The 15,815-nt window shown below is 75.3% G+C and carries 16 protein-coding genes and 1 riboswitch; of the genes, 8 read left to right on the forward strand and 8 right to left on the reverse strand.

The annotated features are described in order from the left end of the window. Positions 1–51: 51 nt before the first annotated feature. From ACFW6A_RS02650 to ACFW6A_RS02660, 3 genes are all read right to left on the reverse strand, one after another. Positions 52–1,143 (reverse strand): prenyltransferase, encoded by a 1,092-nt coding sequence (locus ACFW6A_RS02650; protein WP_386638282.1) that lies wholly within the window; start codon positions 1,141–1,143, stop codon positions 52–54. Then, positions 1,140–1,931, reverse strand: coding sequence for a class I SAM-dependent methyltransferase (locus tag ACFW6A_RS02655; RefSeq protein ID WP_386638285.1), 792 nt, complete (start codon positions 1,929–1,931; stop codon positions 1,140–1,142). The genes ACFW6A_RS02650 and ACFW6A_RS02655 overlap by 4 nt, the downstream gene beginning before the upstream one ends. A gap of 67 nt (positions 1,932–1,998) precedes the next feature. Beyond that, positions 1,999–3,315 carry a glycosyltransferase family 4 protein gene (locus ACFW6A_RS02660; RefSeq protein ID WP_386638288.1) on the reverse strand — a complete coding sequence of 439 codons (1,317 nt, stop codon included), beginning with the start codon at positions 3,313–3,315 and terminating at the stop codon, positions 1,999–2,001. A gap of 251 nt (positions 3,316–3,566) precedes the next feature. Between ACFW6A_RS02660 and ACFW6A_RS02665 the strand changes: the two genes are divergently transcribed. Then, positions 3,567–4,202 (forward strand): TetR family transcriptional regulator, encoded by a 636-nt coding sequence (locus ACFW6A_RS02665; protein WP_351853273.1) that lies wholly within the window; start codon positions 3,567–3,569, stop codon positions 4,200–4,202. Here the strand turns inward: ACFW6A_RS02665 and ACFW6A_RS02670 are convergent. The 4 genes from ACFW6A_RS02670 to ACFW6A_RS02685 form a co-directional block, all read right to left on the reverse strand. Next, the gene (locus ACFW6A_RS02670; RefSeq protein ID WP_351853275.1) at positions 4,196–4,771 is read right to left on the reverse strand and encodes a hypothetical protein; all 576 of its coding nucleotides are present in this window, start codon (positions 4,769–4,771) and stop codon (positions 4,196–4,198) included. The genes ACFW6A_RS02665 and ACFW6A_RS02670 overlap by 7 nt on opposite strands. Before the next feature lie 2 nt (positions 4,772–4,773). Then, a complete protein-coding gene (locus ACFW6A_RS02675; protein WP_351853277.1) occupies positions 4,774–5,325 on the reverse strand; it encodes a hypothetical protein in 552 nt (183 codons plus the stop codon). A gap of 72 nt (positions 5,326–5,397) precedes the next feature. After that, the gene (locus ACFW6A_RS02680; protein WP_351853279.1) at positions 5,398–5,631 is read right to left on the reverse strand and encodes a ferredoxin; all 234 of its coding nucleotides are present in this window, start codon (positions 5,629–5,631) and stop codon (positions 5,398–5,400) included. Then, a complete protein-coding gene (locus tag ACFW6A_RS02685; RefSeq protein ID WP_351853281.1) occupies positions 5,631–7,091 on the reverse strand; it encodes an aldehyde dehydrogenase in 1,461 nt (486 codons plus the stop codon). Before ACFW6A_RS02685 ends, ACFW6A_RS02680 begins: the two co-directional genes overlap by 1 nt. A 101-nt stretch (positions 7,092–7,192) precedes the next feature. On the opposite strand from ACFW6A_RS02685, the gene ACFW6A_RS02690 reads away from it, so the two are divergent. The 7 genes from ACFW6A_RS02690 (at position 7,193) to ACFW6A_RS02720 (ending at position 15,169) form a co-directional block, all read left to right on the forward strand. Beyond that, a complete protein-coding gene (locus ACFW6A_RS02690; protein WP_351853284.1) occupies positions 7,193–8,230 on the forward strand; it encodes an MBL fold metallo-hydrolase in 1,038 nt (345 codons plus the stop codon). 140 nt (positions 8,231–8,370) lie between these two features. After that, a riboswitch (cobalamin riboswitch) is annotated at positions 8,371–8,441 on the forward strand. A gap of 98 nt (positions 8,442–8,539) precedes the next feature. Then, positions 8,540–9,799 carry a prenyltransferase/squalene oxidase repeat-containing protein gene (locus ACFW6A_RS02695; RefSeq protein ID WP_351853287.1) on the forward strand — a complete coding sequence of 420 codons (1,260 nt, stop codon included), beginning with the start codon at positions 8,540–8,542 and terminating at the stop codon, positions 9,797–9,799. After that, entirely contained in the window at positions 9,796–10,458 is a 663-nt protein-coding gene (locus ACFW6A_RS02700; RefSeq protein ID WP_386481170.1) for an SCO2322 family protein, read from the forward strand. Before ACFW6A_RS02695 ends, ACFW6A_RS02700 begins: the two co-directional genes overlap by 4 nt. Beyond that, positions 10,455–11,753: an energy-coupling factor transporter transmembrane protein EcfT gene (locus ACFW6A_RS02705; protein ID WP_386638293.1), complete on the forward strand. Its 1,299-nt coding sequence runs from the start codon at positions 10,455–10,457 to the stop codon at positions 11,751–11,753. The genes ACFW6A_RS02700 and ACFW6A_RS02705 overlap by 4 nt, the downstream gene beginning before the upstream one ends. Then, complete coding sequence (locus ACFW6A_RS02710; protein ID WP_386638296.1) at positions 11,750–13,606, forward strand: ATP-binding cassette domain-containing protein; 1,857 nt, start codon at positions 11,750–11,752, stop codon at positions 13,604–13,606. Before ACFW6A_RS02705 ends, ACFW6A_RS02710 begins: the two co-directional genes overlap by 4 nt. Next, positions 13,603–14,460: an ECF transporter S component gene (locus ACFW6A_RS02715; RefSeq protein ID WP_386481178.1), complete on the forward strand. Its 858-nt coding sequence runs from the start codon at positions 13,603–13,605 to the stop codon at positions 14,458–14,460. Before ACFW6A_RS02710 ends, ACFW6A_RS02715 begins: the two co-directional genes overlap by 4 nt. Positions 14,461–14,767: 307 nt before the next feature. Next, positions 14,768–15,169, forward strand: a complete 402-nt coding sequence (locus tag ACFW6A_RS02720; RefSeq protein WP_351853299.1) for a transglycosylase SLT domain-containing protein — start codon at positions 14,768–14,770, stop codon at positions 15,167–15,169. Positions 15,170–15,260: 91 nt separating this feature from the next. Here the strand turns inward: ACFW6A_RS02720 and ACFW6A_RS02725 are convergent, their stop codons facing one another. Continuing rightward, positions 15,261–15,707 carry a hypothetical protein gene (locus tag ACFW6A_RS02725; protein WP_386481181.1) on the reverse strand — a complete coding sequence of 149 codons (447 nt, stop codon included), beginning with the start codon at positions 15,705–15,707 and terminating at the stop codon, positions 15,261–15,263. Positions 15,708–15,815: the final 108 nt, after the last annotated feature.

The raw sequence follows: 15,815 nt of genomic DNA on the forward strand, positions 1-15,815 counted from the left end.
CGGCCCCCGTCCCCCCGCCATCCCGACGGCCCCGAACGGGTGTCCGACCCGTCACTCCCCGCAGCACTCCGGGGGCAGGCCCGTCGGCAGGGCCTCGCCGCCGAAGACGGCGACGGTGGCCTGTTCGCCGCCGAGGGCCGCGACGGCCAGGAGGAGGGAGCCCGCCGTCCAGGTGGTCTGCTCCTCGGGCCAGACCGCGGGCGCGCCGCCGTCCGCGCCCTCGTACACGTACCCCGTCCAGTACAGGCCGTTCGCGGCCCGCAGGTGGCCGATGTCCTGGAGGATCGCCAGGGCCCGGTCGGACTCCCCCGTCGCCCAGAGGGCGAGGGCGAGTTCGCAGCTCTCGCCGCCGGTGACCCACGGGTTGGGGACGACGCAGCGGACGCCGAGGCCGGGGACGACGAAGTCGTCCCAGCGGTCGTCGAGGCGGGCCTTCGCGTCGGCGCCGGTGACCGCGCCGCCGAGGACCGGGTAGTACCAGTCCATCGAGTAGCGGGACTTGTCGAGGAAGCGCTCCGGGTGGCGGCGGATCGCGTGCGCCAGGGCCCCGGCCGCCAGCTCCCAGTCCGGCTGCGGCTCCTCGCGGGCCTCGGCGATCGCCAGGGCGCAGCGCAGGGCGTGGTGGATCGAGGAGGAGCCGGTGAGCAGGGCGTCCGCGACGGGAGTGCCGTCGGGCTCGCGCTTCCAGCCGATCTGCCCGCCGGGCTGCTGGAGCCCGAGGACGAACTCGACCGCCGCGTAGACGACCGGCCACATCCGGTCGAGGAAGGCGTCGTCGCCCGTCGACAGGTAGTGGTGCCAGACGCCGACGGCCACGTACGCGGTGAAGTTGGACTCCTCGCCGCGGTCGGTGACATCCTCCGGGTCGCCGTCCCGGTAGGCCGCGTACCAGGAGCCGTCGCCGTTCTGGTGCCGGGCGAGCCAGGCGTAGGCGCGGGCGGCGGCCTCGTGCTCGCCCGCCGCGTCCAGGGCCATCGCGGCCTCGGTGTGGTCCCACGGGTCGAGGTGGTGGCCCCGGAACCACGGGATGGCGCCGTCCTCGCGCTGGGCGGCGAGGATGCCGGCGACGGTGGCGGCGGCCTGCTCGGCGGTGAGGACGCCGGGCAGGACCAGGTGTTCCGCGATCCGCTCGGGAGAAGTCACTTGGCCGCGTCCGCGGTGTCGGTGCCGGCGGCATCGGTGGCGGTGGCGGTCCCGGCCTCGGTGGCGGCCTTCGGGAGGTGGGGCTTGGTGGCGTAGGCGACGAAGCTCTTGCCGACGACCGGGTTGAGCAGCTGCTCGGCGACCCGGGTCAGGGCGGGCTTCTTCATGATGTCCCAGACCAGGAGCTTGTGGTACGCCCGGACCGGCAGCGCCTTGTCGTTGTCGACGCCGAAGGCGCACTTCAGCCACCAGTACGGCGAGTGCAGGGCGTGCGCGTGGTGGGTGCCGTACGGCTTGAGCCCGGCCTGGCGGATCTTCGCGAGCAGCTCGTCCGCCTTGTAGATGCGGATGTGGCCGCCCTCGACCTCGTGGTACTCGTCGGAGAGCGCCCAGCAGACCTTCTCGGGGCCGTAGCGGGGCACGGTGATCGCGATCCGGCCGCCCGGCTTGAGGACGCGGACCATCTCGGCGAGGACGCCCTTGTCGTCCGGGATGTGCTCCATGACCTCGGAGATGATGACGACGTCGAAGGACTCGTCGGGGAAGGGCAGGTTGAGCGCGTCGCCCTCCATCGCGGTGGCGGTGGCGCCCGCCGGGGCCTCGCCCGCCTCCTTCATGGCGGCGAACCACTTGGCGACCTCGCGGATCTCCTCGCCGTTCTGGTCGAGGGCGACGACCCGGGCGCCGCGCCGGTAACACTCGAAGGCGTGCCGGCCCGCACCGCAGCCCAGGTCGAGCACGCGGTCGCCGGGGGCGAGCGGGAAGCGGGTGAAGTCGACGGTCAGCACGGGGTCTGCCCTTCCGAGTGGCGGGAGTTCGGGTGGTGCGGAGGTGGTACGGGGGCCGGGGCCCGTTTCAGCGGCGGGCGGCGGCCCGTCGGGCCACCGCCTCGCGGTACAGCTCGGCGGTGCCCTGCGCGGCCCTGGCCCAGGTGAAGTTGGCCAGCACCCGCTCGCGCCCGGCGGCGCCGAGCCGGGCCCGCAGCTCCGCGTCCCCCAGCACCCGTCCCAGCGCCGCGGCCAGCGCGCCCGCGTCGCCGGTGGGCACCGCGAGGCAGGTCTCGCCGTCGGGACCGGCGACCTCGGGGATCGCCCCGCCGGTGGTGGCGACCAGCGGCGTCCCGGTGGCCATCCCCTCCGCGGCCGGCAGCGAGAAGCCCTCGTACAGGGAGGGCACGCAGGCGACCTCGGCGGAGCGGTAGAGGTCCACCAGCTCGGCGTCGCTGATGCCCTTCACGAAGCGGACGGCGCCGTCCAGGCCGTACCGCTCGATGGCCTGGGCGACCGGGCCGTCCTCGGCGCGCTTGCCGACGACGACGAGGTGCGCGTCGGGCCGCTCGGTGCGGAGCTTGGCGAGCGCCTCGACGAGGAAGACCAGGCCCTTGAGGGGGACGTCGGCGCTGGAGGTGGTGACGATCCGGCCGGGGACCTCGGCGACCGAGGCGTCCGGGGACCACAGCTCGGTGTCGGCGCCGATGTGCACGACCCTGATGCGGTCCTCGCGGACGCCGAGGTGCTCGACGATCTCGTCCCGGGAGGTGCCGGAGACGGTGAGGACGGACGGCAGCCGGCGGGCGACCCGCTTCTGCATGCGGGTGAAGCCGTACCAGCGGCGGACGGAGGCGCGGCGCTTCCAGTCGGCGGCGGCGTCGAGGTCGAGCCGCCGGTCGACGGTGATGGGGTGGTGGATCGTGGTGACCAGCGGGGCGCCGAGCGCGCGGGGGCCGCCGAGGAGGCCGTACCCGAGGGTCTGGTTGTCGTGGACCACGTCGAAGTCGCCGCGGCGGGCGGCGAGCGTGCGGCGGGCGCGCAGCGAGAAGGTCAGCGGCTCGGGGAAGCCGCCGGTCCACATGGTGCCGACCTCCAGCGCGTCGATCCAGTCCCGGTACTCCTCGCGCTTCGGCGTCCGGAAGGGGTCGGGCTGGCGGTAGAGGTCGAGGCTGGCGATCTCGCTGAGCGTGACGCCCTCGTCGAGCGTGGGGTACGGCTGCGAGCCGAAGACCTCGACGGTGTGGCCCAGGCGGGCCAGTTCGCGGGAGAGGTGGCGGACGTAGACGCCCTGGCCCCCGCAGAAGGGGTTCCCCTTGTACGTGAGGAGAGCGATCCGCAACGGACGGTCACCGGACGGGGCGGCACCCTGTCGGGGGCTTGCCTCTATGGCCTCAGCGGTCATGCGCGACCCCCTTCGAACGTGCGTTTCGCGCGAGCGTAACCGCTCGCGCTAATGTAGAACAAGTTACAGACTTGATCGTTCTCCACGCCTCGCGCGGCATCCGCCGATCCGTCGAGAGGCACCGAATCTACCGGCAGGTAGCTTCGCTGTGAGCACCGGAACAGGTGATTCGCGCCACCCGGCCGCGGAGGTTCGCGCCACGGCCGTCCTCCGCCATACTGGCGCTCCCCACCGCACGGAACGGGACCCCGATGACCGCAGAGAGCAGAGCGGACCACCGCCCCTCCGCCACGCCGCCCCTGACGGAGCGACAGGAGGCGCGCCGCCGCCGCATCCTCGACGCCAGCGCCCGGCTCGCCGCCCGCGGCGGCTTCGACGCGGTGCAGATGCGGGAGGTCGCGGAGGCGGCCGGAGTCGCCCTCGGCACGCTCTACCGCTACTTCCCCTCCAAGATCCACCTGCTCGTCGCGACCATGCAGGACCAGCTCCAGCACATGCACACCACGCTCCGGAAGCGGCCCCCCGGCGGCGCCGCCCCGGCCGCGCGGGTGGCGGAGACCCTGATGCGGGCCTTCCGCGCGCTCCAGCGCGAGCCGCAGCTCGCCGACGCGATGGTCCGGGCGCTGACCTTCGCCGACCGCAGCGTCAGCCCCGAGGTCGACACGGTCTCGCGGCTGACGACGGCGATCATCCTGGACGCGATGGGCACCGAGCAGCCGACGCCGGAGCAGCTGTCGGCGGTCCGCGTCATCGAGCACACCTGGCACTCGGCCCTCATCACCTGGCTGTCGGGGCGCGCCTCGATCGCCCAGGTGAAGATCGACATCGAGACGGTCTGCCGGCTGATCGACCTGACGGCACCGGAGCGGACCGCCGCCCGTCACTGAGCCGGGTCCTCGCCCGAACCCTCGCTCGGGTCCTCGCCGGACAGGAGGTCGATCTCCTGCTCGGTGAACTGCTCCATGCACGCGTCCTCCGTGGCGGTGAAGGAGATCATGTCCACTCCCAGCGCGCGGGAGGGGGTGTGGCGGGCGTAGAGGGTCCACCCCTCCTTCTTCAGTGCGACCTGCACCATGGTGCCGTCGTTCTCGCCGATCGGCTCCTCGAACCGTTTCCCGTGCTCCTTCCAGCCCGCCCCCGTCAGCCCCGTCAGGGCCTTCTCGTACTTCCCGCGCGAGCCGTCCACGACGGGCCCGACGTACTGCCAGCCGGCGGCGCAGGCGGCGGCGCGCCGCGCGACCCGCTCCCGCTCCGTCGCCGGGGCCGCCGTGCCGGTCGCCTCCCCCGCTCCGGGCAGCTTCGACTCCGGCATCCCCGCGCCGGCGACGACGCCCCGGATCTCGGCCTGGACGGCCTCCCGGCCCCGGGCGGCCGGCTCCTCGATCGTGGAGGGCCCGGCGCATCCGCCGGCGAGCAGGACCGCGGCCACCGCGGCCGCTCCGTTCCTCGTGCGCACGGTCAGGACCCCGCCTTCCGGAACGTGTCCATGAGGCCGGTCCGCTCCATGCACGCCTCGTCGTAGGCCACGACGCCGAGCGTCCCCACGCCCTCGTCGGCCCCCGGCCCGAACTCGGTCACCAGGGTCCAGCCGCGCTGCTCGAAGATCTCCTGGGGGCGGTGGACCTTCCCGCCCCGCTCCTCGTGCCCGTTCCCCTTCCCGGCGAACCGCCAGGCGCGCCCGCGCAGCCCGTCCGTCACCGCCTCGTACCGGGCGAGGTCGGCGGGGTGCTCCCGGTCGCCGAAACCCTTGTAGAACACCGCGCACCCGCGGAGCCGGTCCTCCTCCATCCCCCGGGAGAAGTCCCGGGCGTCCGGCGGCGCGTCCGCAGCCGCCAGCACCCCCTCGACGTCCGCCCGCACCGCGTCCTTCGTGAGCGGTCCCGTGCCCGCCGGGCGGGGCGGGACGGGCGGCGGGGTCCCCTCCGCCCCGTCCCCCGCCCCACAGCCCGCGAGCCCGGCCACCACCAGCACCGCCAGGGCCGCCGAAGCGGCCCGTCCCTTCCCCTGCACGCGCGTCCCCTCCCAGGTCACGGGCCGTTCGCACCGTGATCAGGGGAGGAGTGTGCCACGGGGCCCGGGGGCCTACTCCTCCGGCGGGTACACCGGCTCCCCGCCGTCCGCGAGCGTGATCAGGATGGCCTCCACCGGGCAGCCCTCCGCCGCCGCGAGGATCCGCTCGCCCGCGTCGGCCTCGGGGGCCGTGGGATGGGACTGGCGGGCGGTGTCGAGGCGGAAGCCGTCCGGGGCGTGGTTCACGCACATGCCCGAGCCGATGCAGACGCTCCGGTCGACCTCCACGTGCCAGCGGTCGCCCATCAGTGGTCCCCGTAGCCGGCCGGGAGGTGGATCATCTTGTGCTCCAGGTATTCGGAGAGGCCCTCGGGGCCGAACTCGCGGCCCAGGCCGGAGTTCTTGTAGCCGCCGAAGGGGCCGAGCATGTCGAGGCTGAAGGTGTTGACGTTGAAGGTGCCGGTGCGGACCTGCCGGGCGAAGTCGAGGCCGTGCTCGACGTCGCCGGTCCAGACGCTGCCGCTGAGGCCGTACTCGGAGTCGTTGGCGATCCGCAGGGCCTCGGCCTCGTCCCCGTACGGCAGGAGGCAGACGACCGGGCCGAAGATCTCCTCGCGGGCGATCCGCATGGAGTTGTCGACGTCGCCGAAGAGGGTCGGCTCGACGTACCAGCCCCGGTCCAGGCCGTCCGGACGGCCGCCGCCCGCGAGGACCTTGGCCCCCTCCTGCTGCCCGATGCCGATGTAGTCGAGGGAGCGCCGCTGCTGGCGTCGGGCGACGAGCGGGCCGACCTGGGTGGCGGGGTCGAGCGGGTCGCCGACGACCAGCGCGGAGGCCGCGGCGGCCAGCGCCTCGGCGATCTCCTCGTAGCGGGAGCGGGGGGCGAGGATCCGGGTCTGGGCCACGCACGCCTGCCCGTTGTTCATCCAGGCGGCCGGGACGATCCCGGCGACGGCGCCGGCCACGTCGGCGTCCGGGAGGATCACCGCCGCCGACTTGCCGCCGAGTTCGAGGGTGACGCGGGTGAGGTTGCGGGAGGCGACCTCCATCACGCGCTTGCCCGCCGCGACCGAGCCGGTGAAGGAGACCTTGTCGACGCCGGGGTGCCCGACCAGGTACTCGCTGACCTCGCGGTCGGCGGGCAGGATCGACAGCACGCCCTCCGGCAGCCCGGCCTCGGCGGCGATCTCGCCGAGGAGGTACGAGTCGAGCGGTGACTCCGGCGAGGGCTTGAGGATCGCCGTGCAGCCGGCCAGCAGGGCAGGGCCCAGCTTGGCGGCGGCGGTGAACTGCGGCACGTTCCACGGCACCACCGCGGCGACCACGCCGACCGGCTCGCGCCGCACGAGCAGCGGGCCGAGGACTCCGCCGCGCCGCTCCTCGAAGACGAAGCCGCGGGCGACGGCGATCGCCGAGTCCCACACCATCATCGCGCCGAGCGCCTGCGCGAGGACGGACCAGGAGTACGGGGAGCCGTTCTGGGAGCTGATCGAGCGGGCCAGCTCCTCGTGCCGGACGGCGATGGCGTCCTTGATCCGGGAGACGACCTCGATCCGCTCCTCCAGGGCCATCCGCGGCCAGGGCCCCTCGTCGAAGGCCCGGCGGGCGGCCTCGACGGCCCGGTCGACGTCGGCGCGGGAGGCGTGCGGGACGCGGCCGATGACCTCCTCGGTGTGCGGGGAGATCACCTCGATGGAGTCGTCGCCGAGAGGATCGGTCAACTCCCCGCCGATGAACAGCTGTCCGTGCTCCACGAGCTCGCTCATGCCGGTCGCCTCCCGGGGCTATCTGACGGTGTCTCAGAACTGATATCAGTTCTAGTTATAGTGGGCAATGGTCGTACCGGTACGCAGAGACGAGGACGCTCATGACGCAGGTGACCGAACACGGCGGCGGCGTCTGGTCGCTGCGGGTGCCCATCCCTGACAACCCGCTGGGCCACACCCTGGTCCACGTCCTCGACACCGGCCGCGGCCCCGTCCTCGTCGACACCGGCTGGGACGACCCCGCCTCCTGGAGCGAACTGACCGACGGGCTCGGCGCGCTGGGGATCGGGGTGCGGGACGTCCACGGCGTCGTCATCACCCACCACCACCCCGACCACCACGGCCTGTCCGGCCGGGTCAGGGAGGAGTCCGGGGCCTGGATCGCCATGCACGCCGCCGACACCGCCGTCGTCCGCCGCACCCGCGAGTCCGACCCCGGCACCTGGCTCGACTACCTCGCCCGCAAGCTCGCCGCCGCCGGCGCCCCCGAGGACCACCTCGCCCCGCTGCGCGCCGCCCGCTCCGGCGGCCGGATGCGCACCCTGCCCGGCCTCGGCGCCGCCCTCCCCGACCGGGAGATCGTCCCCGGCGAACTCCTCGACCTCGCGGGCCGCCGGCTCCGCGCCGTGTGGACCCCCGGCCACACCCCCGGCCACGTCTGCCTCCACCTGGAGGAGGAGCACCCGGCGGGACTCCCCGGCCACGGCCGGCTCTTCTCCGGCGACCACCTCCTCCCCGGCATCTCCCCGCACATCGGCCTCTACGAGGACCCCGACGACGCGACGGTGACGGACCCCCTCGGCGACTACCTCGACTCCCTGGAGCGGATCGGCCGGATCGGCGTCGCCGAGGTGCTCCCCGCCCACCAGCACGCCTTCCCCGACGCCGCCGGCCGGGTCCGCGAACTCCTCGACCACCACGAGGACCGGCTCACCGGGCTCCTCGCCCTCCTCGCCACCCCGCTCACCCCGTGGCAGCTCGCGGAGCGGATGGAGTGGAACCGGCCCTGGGACCGGATCCCCTACGGCTCCCGCAACATCGCCGTCAGCGAGGCCGAGGCCCACCTCCGCCGCCTGGTGAAGCTGGGCCGCGCGGAGGCCGTGACGGGGACGGAGCCGGTGGCGTACGTGGCGGTGTGAGGGGCCCCGGCCCGCGGCGTACGTGGCGGTGTGAGGGGCCCCGGCCCGCGACGTGCGCGGCGGTGTGACGCGGCTCGCACCCCCGGGGCGCGGCCTGCGCGGGCCGGTACAGTGGCCCGGTCGTCTTCATGCCCGAGCGGGGGAAAGCCGGTGCGACTCCGGCGCTGACCCGCAACCGTGACGTGCCCCGAGGCACGGAGCCGGAACGCCCTGCCCCGGGACGTGAGCGCCGGCACCGTCGAGGAATACGGCGCCGGACGCGGGCCCCGCGCGGGGAACCGGAGTCCGGTGCCCGCACGAGAGGCAACCATGATCAGCGTCCGTCGCGCCGCCGCCGCGCTCACCGCGGCGGCGGCCGTGCTCAGCACCGCCGCGACCGGCACGGCCTCCGCCGCGCCCTCTCCGAGCGCCTCCGCCGCCGCGCTCCCGCCCGGTCTGTACGGCACGAGCGACCCGACGTACGACGGCGTCTGGCGCCAGTCCCTCGCCTTCCTCGCCCAGCGCGCCACCGGCTACCAGCCGGCCGACCAGGCCGTGGACTGGCTGCTCGGCCAGCAGTGCGCCGACGGCTCCTTCGCCTCCTACCGCCCGGACACCGCGAAGCCCTGCGACGCCACGACGACGCGGGACTCCAACGCCACCGCCGTCGCCCTCCAGGCGCTCGGCGCGGTCCGCCGCGAGGCCGCCGACCCGACGAAGATCGACACCGCGGTGAAGTCCGGCTACGGCTGGCTGCGCGGCGTGCAGAACAAGGACGGCGGCTGGAGCTACACCCCCGGCGGCCCCAGCGACGCCAACTCCACCTCCCTCGTCGTCAGCGCGCTCGCCGCCTCGGGCGTCAAGCCCGGCTCGTACACCTCGGCCGAGGGCCGCACCCCGTACGACGCGCTGCTCGCGCTCGCGCTGCCCTGCGCCGACGACGAGGGGCCGGGCGCCTTCGCCTACCAGCCCGACAAGGCGGGCAAGCTGCTCGCCAACGCCGACGCGACCGCCGCCGCCACCCTCGCCGGGCTCGGCAAGGGCATCACGGCCGTGAAGGCCACCCCGCCGCAGGCCCCGACCTGCGTCGACCTGTCCGAGCCGACCGTCGAGCGGGCCGCCCTCAACGGCGCCTCCTACCTGGCCAAGGCGCTCGTGCAGACCGGCCACCTGACCACCCCGCCGCTGCCGGGCGCCACCGAGACCGAGCCGAAGCCGGACTTCGGCAACACCGCCGACGCCGTCGTCGCCCTCGCCGCCGCCGGCACCGCCCGCCTCGCGGAGCCCGCGCTCCAGTGGCTGGAGCAGAACGCCGCCCCCTGGGCGAAGGAGTCCGGTCCCGCCGCCTACGCCCAGCTGATCCTCGCCGCCCGCGCGATGGAGGCCGACCCGCGCGAGTTCGGCAAGGTCGACCTGGTCGAGGCGCTGAACGCGACCGGTCCCGCCCCGAAGACCCCCGACACCTCCGCCGCCTCCACCGAGGACGAGGACGAGGACTCCCTCCTCGGCTTCGACGTCTGGTGGATCATCGGCATCGGCATGGTCGTCGGCGTCGGCATCGGCTTCCTCCTGAGCGGCCGCAAGAAGTGACGCGCCGCCGTCCCGCCGCCGGGGCGCTCGCCGCCGGCACGGCCGGGCTGCTGCTCGCCCTCGGCGCGGCGGCCCCCGCCCACGCGGCGGGCTACCGCTACTGGTCGTTCTGGGAGTCCGACGCCGGGAAGTGGACGTACGCCACCCAGGGCCCGGCCACCGCCCGGCCCGCCGACGGCGACGCCATCGGCTTCCGCTTCGCGCTGAGCGAGGACTCCGCCGACGCGACGAGGCCGACCGCGGCGCCCGACTTCGCGGCGGTCTGCGCGGGCGTCGGGAAGACGGCCGGGACCAAGCGGATCGCGGTCGTCGTCGACTTCGGCACCCGGAAGGACGCCCCCGAGGGCGAGGCCCCGCCGAAGGGCGTCCCGACGACGGGCTGCGCCCGCGTCGCCGAGAACGGCACCGGCGCGGACGCCCTCGCGGCCGTCGTGAAGCCGCTCCGCTACGACAGCTCCGCCATGCTCTGCGGCATCGCCGGCTACCCGGCGCGGGGCTGCGGCGAGGCGGTCGCGGACGGGCCCGACTTCGCCGCCTCCGCTGCCCCGAAGGCGGCCGAGGGGGACGGCGGCGGCCCGTCGCTCGGCCTCCTCGTCGGCGGCGGCGCCGTCCTCGCCCTCGGCGCCGCGGCCGTCTGGAAGTCCCGCCGCCGCGCATGACCCGGGCGAGCGAGACCCCGGCGGACGCCACCGCCGCCCCGACCGGACCCCGGCGCGCACGAGCGCTCCGGCCCGCCGCCGACCCCGGCTCCGGCCCCGGCTCCGGCCCCGGCGCGGACTTCGGTTCCCATGCCGGCTCCGGTTCCGGTTCCGGTGCGGCGCTCCGGGGCGGGTGGCGGGCGCGGCTCCTGGCGCCCGTGGCCGACCGGGGGAACGCGCTGCACCCGGGCGCCTGGTGGCTGTGGGCCCTCGGGCTCGCCGTCGCCGCCTCCCGTACCACCAACCCGCTGCTGCTCGGCCTGGTCGTCGGCGTCGCCGGATACGTGGTCGCGGCGCGCCGCACCGACGCGCCCTGGGCCCGCTCGTACGGCGCCTTCGTCAAGCTCGGACTGTTCGTCGTCGGCCTGCGGATCGTCTTCTCGGTGGTCCTCGGCTCCCCCGTCCCCGGCGCCCACGAGCTCTTCACGCTGCCCGAGCTGCCGCTGCCGGACTGGGCGCAGGGCATCCGGATCGGCGGCCGGGTCACCGCGGAGCAACTGGTCTTCGCGCTCTACGACGGCCTCAAACTGGCCGCCCTGCTGATCTGCGTGGGCGCGGCGAACGCGCTCGCCAACCCGGCGCGGCTGCTGAAATCGCTGCCCGGGGCGCTGTACGAGGCCGGGGTCGCCGTCGTCGTGGCGATGACCTTCGCGCCGCACCTGGTCGCGGACGTGGCCCGGCTCCGCACCGCCCGGCGGCTGCGCGGCCGGCCCACGGGCGGGGTGCGGGCGGTCCTCCGGATCGGGCTGCCGGTCCTGGAGGGGGCGCTGGAGCGCTCGGTCGCCGTCGCCGCGTCGATGGACGCGCGGGGCTACGGCCGCACCGCCCACGTCCCGCCGGCCGTCCGCCGCACCACGAACGTCCTGACCCTCGGCGGCCTGCTCGGGGTCTGCGCCGGCTCGTACGGGCTGCTCGCCGCCCAGGGCGCCGGGTACGGGCTGCCGCTGCTCGCCGCCGGACTCCTCGCGGCCGTCGCCGGGCTCCGCCTCGGCGGCCGGCGCAGCGTCCGCACCCGCTACCGTCCCGACCGCTTCGGCCCCCGCTCCTGGCTGGTCGCCGCCTCCGGCATCGCGGTGGCCGTCCTCATGATCCGGGCCAACGCCCACGCCCCGGACGCCCTGCACCCCGGGGTCGTCCCCCTCACCGCCCCCGAGCTGCCGCTGTGGCCGGCCCTGTCGGTCCTCCCCGGCCTGCTGCCCGCCGTCGTCGCCCCCGTACCGCCCGCCCCGCCCGCCCGTGAGGAGCCGTCCGCGTGATCCGCTTCGAGAACGTCTCGGTGACGTACGAGGACGCCGCCGGGCCCACCCTGCGGGACGTGGACCTCACGGTGCCGGAGGGGGAGCTGGTGCTGCTGGTCGGCCCCTCCGGGGTCGGCAAGTCGACCCTGCTCGGGGCGGTCTCCGGGCTGGTGCCGCACTTCACCGGCGGGACGCTGCGGGGCCGGGTCACCGTCGACGGACGGGACACCCGCACGCACCACCCGCGCGAGCTGGCCGACCTGGTCGGCACGGTCGGGCAGGACCCGCTCGCCCACTTCGTCACCGACACCGTCGAGGACGAGCTCGCCTACGGCATGGAGTCCCTGGGCCTCGCCCCGGCGGTGATGCGCCGCCGCGTCGAGGAGACCCTCGACCTGCTGGGCCTCGCCGAGCTGCGCGACCGGCCCATCGCGACGCTCTCCGGCGGGCAGCAGCAGCGGGTGGCGATCGGCTCCGTGCTGACCACCCACCCCAAGGTCCTCGTCCTCGACGAGCCGACCTCCGCGCTCGACCCGTCGGCCGCCGAGGACGTCCTCGCGGTGCTCCAGCGGCTCGTCCACGACCTGGGCACGACGGTCCTCATGGCCGAGCACCGCCTGGAGCGGGTCGTGCAGTACGCGGACCGGGTCCTGCTGCTGCCCGAGGCCGTCCTCGGCACCCCGGCGGAGATCATGGCCGTCTCCCCCGTCCATCCGCCGGTGGTCGCGCTCGGCCGGCTGGCCGACTGGGCCCCGCTGCCCCTGACGGTGCGGGACGCCCGACGGCGCGCCCCCGCCCTGAAGGCCCGGCTCGCCGGACAACACCCTGCGGGACCCCGAACGCCGCACGAACCGGACCCGACCCCGCCGACATCCGAGGCGCGGAAGCCCGGGACCGAGCCCCACATCCCGGCCCCGCCGACATCCGAGGCGCAGGGGCCCGAAGCCGAGCCCCGCATCTCAGCCCCGCCGGCGTTTGAGGCGCGGGGGTCCGGGGGCGGAGCCCCTGGTTCCGGGAAGGGGCGGGGTGGGGGAAGATCCCTCTTCCGCAGGCGCCGCGCACCCGCACCCACCTCCGCACCCGCACCCGCCCTCACCTCCGCACCCCCCACGGACGCCCCCCTCGTCGCCGTCGACCGGCTCGCCGTCCGCCGCGGCCGCGTCGAGGCGCTGCGCGGGATCGACCTCCGGGTCGGCCCGGGCGAGGTCATCGCCCTCATGGGCCGCAACGGCGCGGGCAAGTCCACGCTGCTCTCCACGCTCGTCGGCATGATCGCCCCCACCTCCGGGTCCGTCCGCGTCTCGGGACTGGTCCCGCACACCACCGCCCCCCGCGACCTGATCCGCCGGGTGGGCCTGGTCCCGCAGGAGCCGAGGGACCTGCTGTACGCGGAGACCGTCGCCGGGGAGTGCGCCGCCGCCGACGCGGACGCGGGCGCCGCCCCGGGGACCTGCCGAGCGCTGGTGGCGGAGCTGGTGCCGGGGGTGGCCGGCACGACCCACCCCCGGGACCTGTCCGAGGGGCAGCGGCTGGCGCTCGCGCTCGCCGTGGTGCTGACGGCCGCGCCGCCGCTGGTCCTCCTCGACGAGCCGACCCGGGGCCTGGACTACGCGGCGAAGGCCCGGCTGGTCGCCCGGCTGCGGGCGCTCGCCGCCGCGGGGCACGCGATCGTGCTGGCCACGCACGACGTGGAGCTCGCGGCGGAGCTGGTGGACCGGGTGGTGATCGTCGCGGGCGGCGAGGTGGTCGCGGACGGCCCGACGGCCGAGGTCGTCGTCTCCTCCCCGGCCTTCGCCCCGCAGGTCGCCAAGGTCCTGGCGCCCGAGCCGTGGCTCACGGTCGAGCAGGTGGAAGGGGCGCTGCGCGCGTGAGGACCCATCCGATCCGGCTCGGCCCGCGCTCCGTCGCCGCCCTCGTCCTGGTCTCCCTCGTCGGGCTGGCCGGCATCTGCTGGCCGCTGTTCGCGGACGCCGGGTCGGCCGTCACCGACCACGCCGCCGACGCGCCCTGGCTCTTCGCGCTGATCCTGCCGCTCCTCATCGCCGTCGTCGTGGCGACGATCGCGGACTGCGGGATGGACGCGAAGGCGGTGGCGATGCTGGGGGTGCTGGCCGCGGTGGGGGCGGCGCTGCGCCCGCTGGGGGCGGGCACGGCCGGCCTGGAGCCGATGTTCTTCCTGATGGTGCTGAGCGGCCGGGTCCTGGGCCCGGGCTTCGGCTTCGTGCTCGGCGCGGTGACGATGTTCGCCTCGGCGCTGCTCACGGGCGGGGTGGGCCCGTGGATGCCGACGCAGATGCTGGCGATGGGCTGGTTCGCGATGGGCGCGGGCCTGCTGCCGGCGGGGCTGCGGGGGCTGCCGGAGCGGCTGGTGCTGGCCGGGTACGGCTTCGTGGCGGCGTTCGCGTACGGCACGGTCACCAACCTGTACGGCTGGGTGACGGTCGGCGGCATGGCCCAGGCGGTCTCGTTCGCGCCGGGCGCGCCGGTCGGCGACAACCTGGTGCGCTTCACGGCGTACGTGCTGGCCACCTCCCTCGGCTGGGACCTCGGCCGGGCCGCGCTCACCGTGGTCCTGACGCTGACGGTCGGCGGACCCCTGCTGCGGGCGCTGCGGAGGGCCACGCGGCGGGCGAACTTCGAGGCCCGGGTCACATTCGAGGGGGCCGGAGAGGGGTCTCCGGGTGAGGCGCCTCATAGGACCCAGGTCACGTACGAACGGAAATAGTAGAACCGGACGAGCCGAACAAAACGCCCATCAGCGTCGATGACCTGCAAAAACGCCCGCCCCGGGGACCCCCGCCCCAGCGGGCCGAGTCCGAACCTTCCTCGTACAGGGGGTCGTTGCACCGGCTCCGGGGATTTGTTTGTGTAGTGGACGTCGCCAGGCAGCAGGTGCTCAGCGAAGCACCGCGGCAGGCCGGTTCCCCCCAGAACCCGGGTTCCCCCGGACTCTGGTTCCGGCTTGCCGAAAACGGTCGGAAACGGCCGTACGAGCCCGGCGCCACCCCAGTCCCCGACGTTAGGTAGACGTTTTGTTCCGCTCGATCACCACTCGTGCCGCCGCCCGCAAGAAGTCCTTCGCCGCCACCGCAGCCGTGCTGCTCGGCGCCTCGGGTGCGGTGCTCGGCACGACGGGCTCGGCCTCGGCCGCCAGCCCGCAGGAGCTCGCCCGCGACATCGTTCCCGCCTCGCAGTACGCCTCCTTCAGCAAGATCGTCTCGCACGAGTCCGGCTGGAACTTCAAGGCCACCAACTCCTCCTCCGGCGCCTACGGCCTCGTCCAGGCCCTGCCCGGCTCGAAGATGTCCTCGGCCGGCTCCGACTGGAAGACCAACCCGGCCACCCAGATCAAGTGGGGCCTCAACTACATGAACGAGCGCTACGGCTCCCCGAACGCCGCCTGGGCGTTCTGGCAGGCCAACGGCTGGTACTAAGAGTCACCACGCCGCCCCGCGCACCCGCAAGGCCCCGCCCTCCTCACGGAGGGGCGGGGCCTGCGGCGTCTCCGGGGCACGAGGCGCCCGGTCAGGGGGTCCGGGTGGCCGCCGGGCTCGCACCGCCGCCGCCCGCGCCCGGCGCGTGCCCGAGCACCACCGCCCAGGTGCCGTCGTGGCGGGACATCTGGACGTACGTGGTGAAGCCGCCGCCGTCCCGCGCCTCGCCGGTGAGCCGCGTGCTCGCCACGTCGTCACCGAACTCGTGCGACACCTCGACCCCGTCGACCTCCAGGCCGCGACCGCCCTCGGCGGCGATCACCTCCCGGGCGTCCGCCTCGACCTCCTCGTACCCCGGCGGCCCGAGCCGCACGAGGGCGTCGACGTCCCGCGCGTTCAGCGCCCGGACGTAGGCGTCGGCCGTCTCCCGCTCGGTACGCCCCCGGGGCGCGGCCTCCTGCGCGCACCCCGCCAGCAGCACACAGCCGACGACGGCCGGTAACCAGGCCCTGCCCGGTGTGATCCCGCGCGTGCTCATGCGTCCCCCTCCCGATCGGTACCCCCGGGGACGCGGGCGTCCCGCCGGCGGTTCCCCGTCACGGGCGCGGGGCCCCGTCCCTCCGTGCGGAGGGACGGGGCCCCGCGG

This window comes from Streptomyces sp. NPDC058758, assembly GCF_042746075.1.
GTDB lineage: Bacteria > Actinomycetota > Actinomycetes > Streptomycetales > Streptomycetaceae > Streptomyces.

Bases quoted from the DNA above. Each gene is read 5' to 3' on its own strand.
- ACFW6A_RS02695 (WP_351853287.1), top strand. From the start codon at position 8,540: ATGATCAGCGTCCGTCGCGCCGCCGCCGCGCTCACCGCGGCGGCGGCC.
- ACFW6A_RS02705 (WP_386638293.1), top strand. From the start codon at position 10,455: ATGACCCGGGCGAGCGAGACCCCGGCGGACGCCACCGCCGCCCCGACC.
- ACFW6A_RS02660 (WP_386638288.1), bottom strand. From the start codon at position 3,315: ATGACCGCTGAGGCCATAGAGGCAAGCCCCCGACAGGGTGCCGCCCCG.
- ACFW6A_RS02680 (WP_351853279.1), bottom strand. From the start codon at position 5,631: ATGGGCGACCGCTGGCACGTGGAGGTCGACCGGAGCGTCTGCATCGGC.
- ACFW6A_RS02725 (WP_386481181.1), bottom strand. From the start codon at position 15,707: ATGAGCACGCGCGGGATCACACCGGGCAGGGCCTGGTTACCGGCCGTC.
- ACFW6A_RS02665 (WP_351853273.1), top strand. From the start codon at position 3,567: ATGACCGCAGAGAGCAGAGCGGACCACCGCCCCTCCGCCACGCCGCCC.
- ACFW6A_RS02690 (WP_351853284.1), top strand. From the start codon at position 7,193: ATGACGCAGGTGACCGAACACGGCGGCGGCGTCTGGTCGCTGCGGGTG.
- ACFW6A_RS02685 (WP_351853281.1), bottom strand. From the start codon at position 7,091: ATGAGCGAGCTCGTGGAGCACGGACAGCTGTTCATCGGCGGGGAGTTG.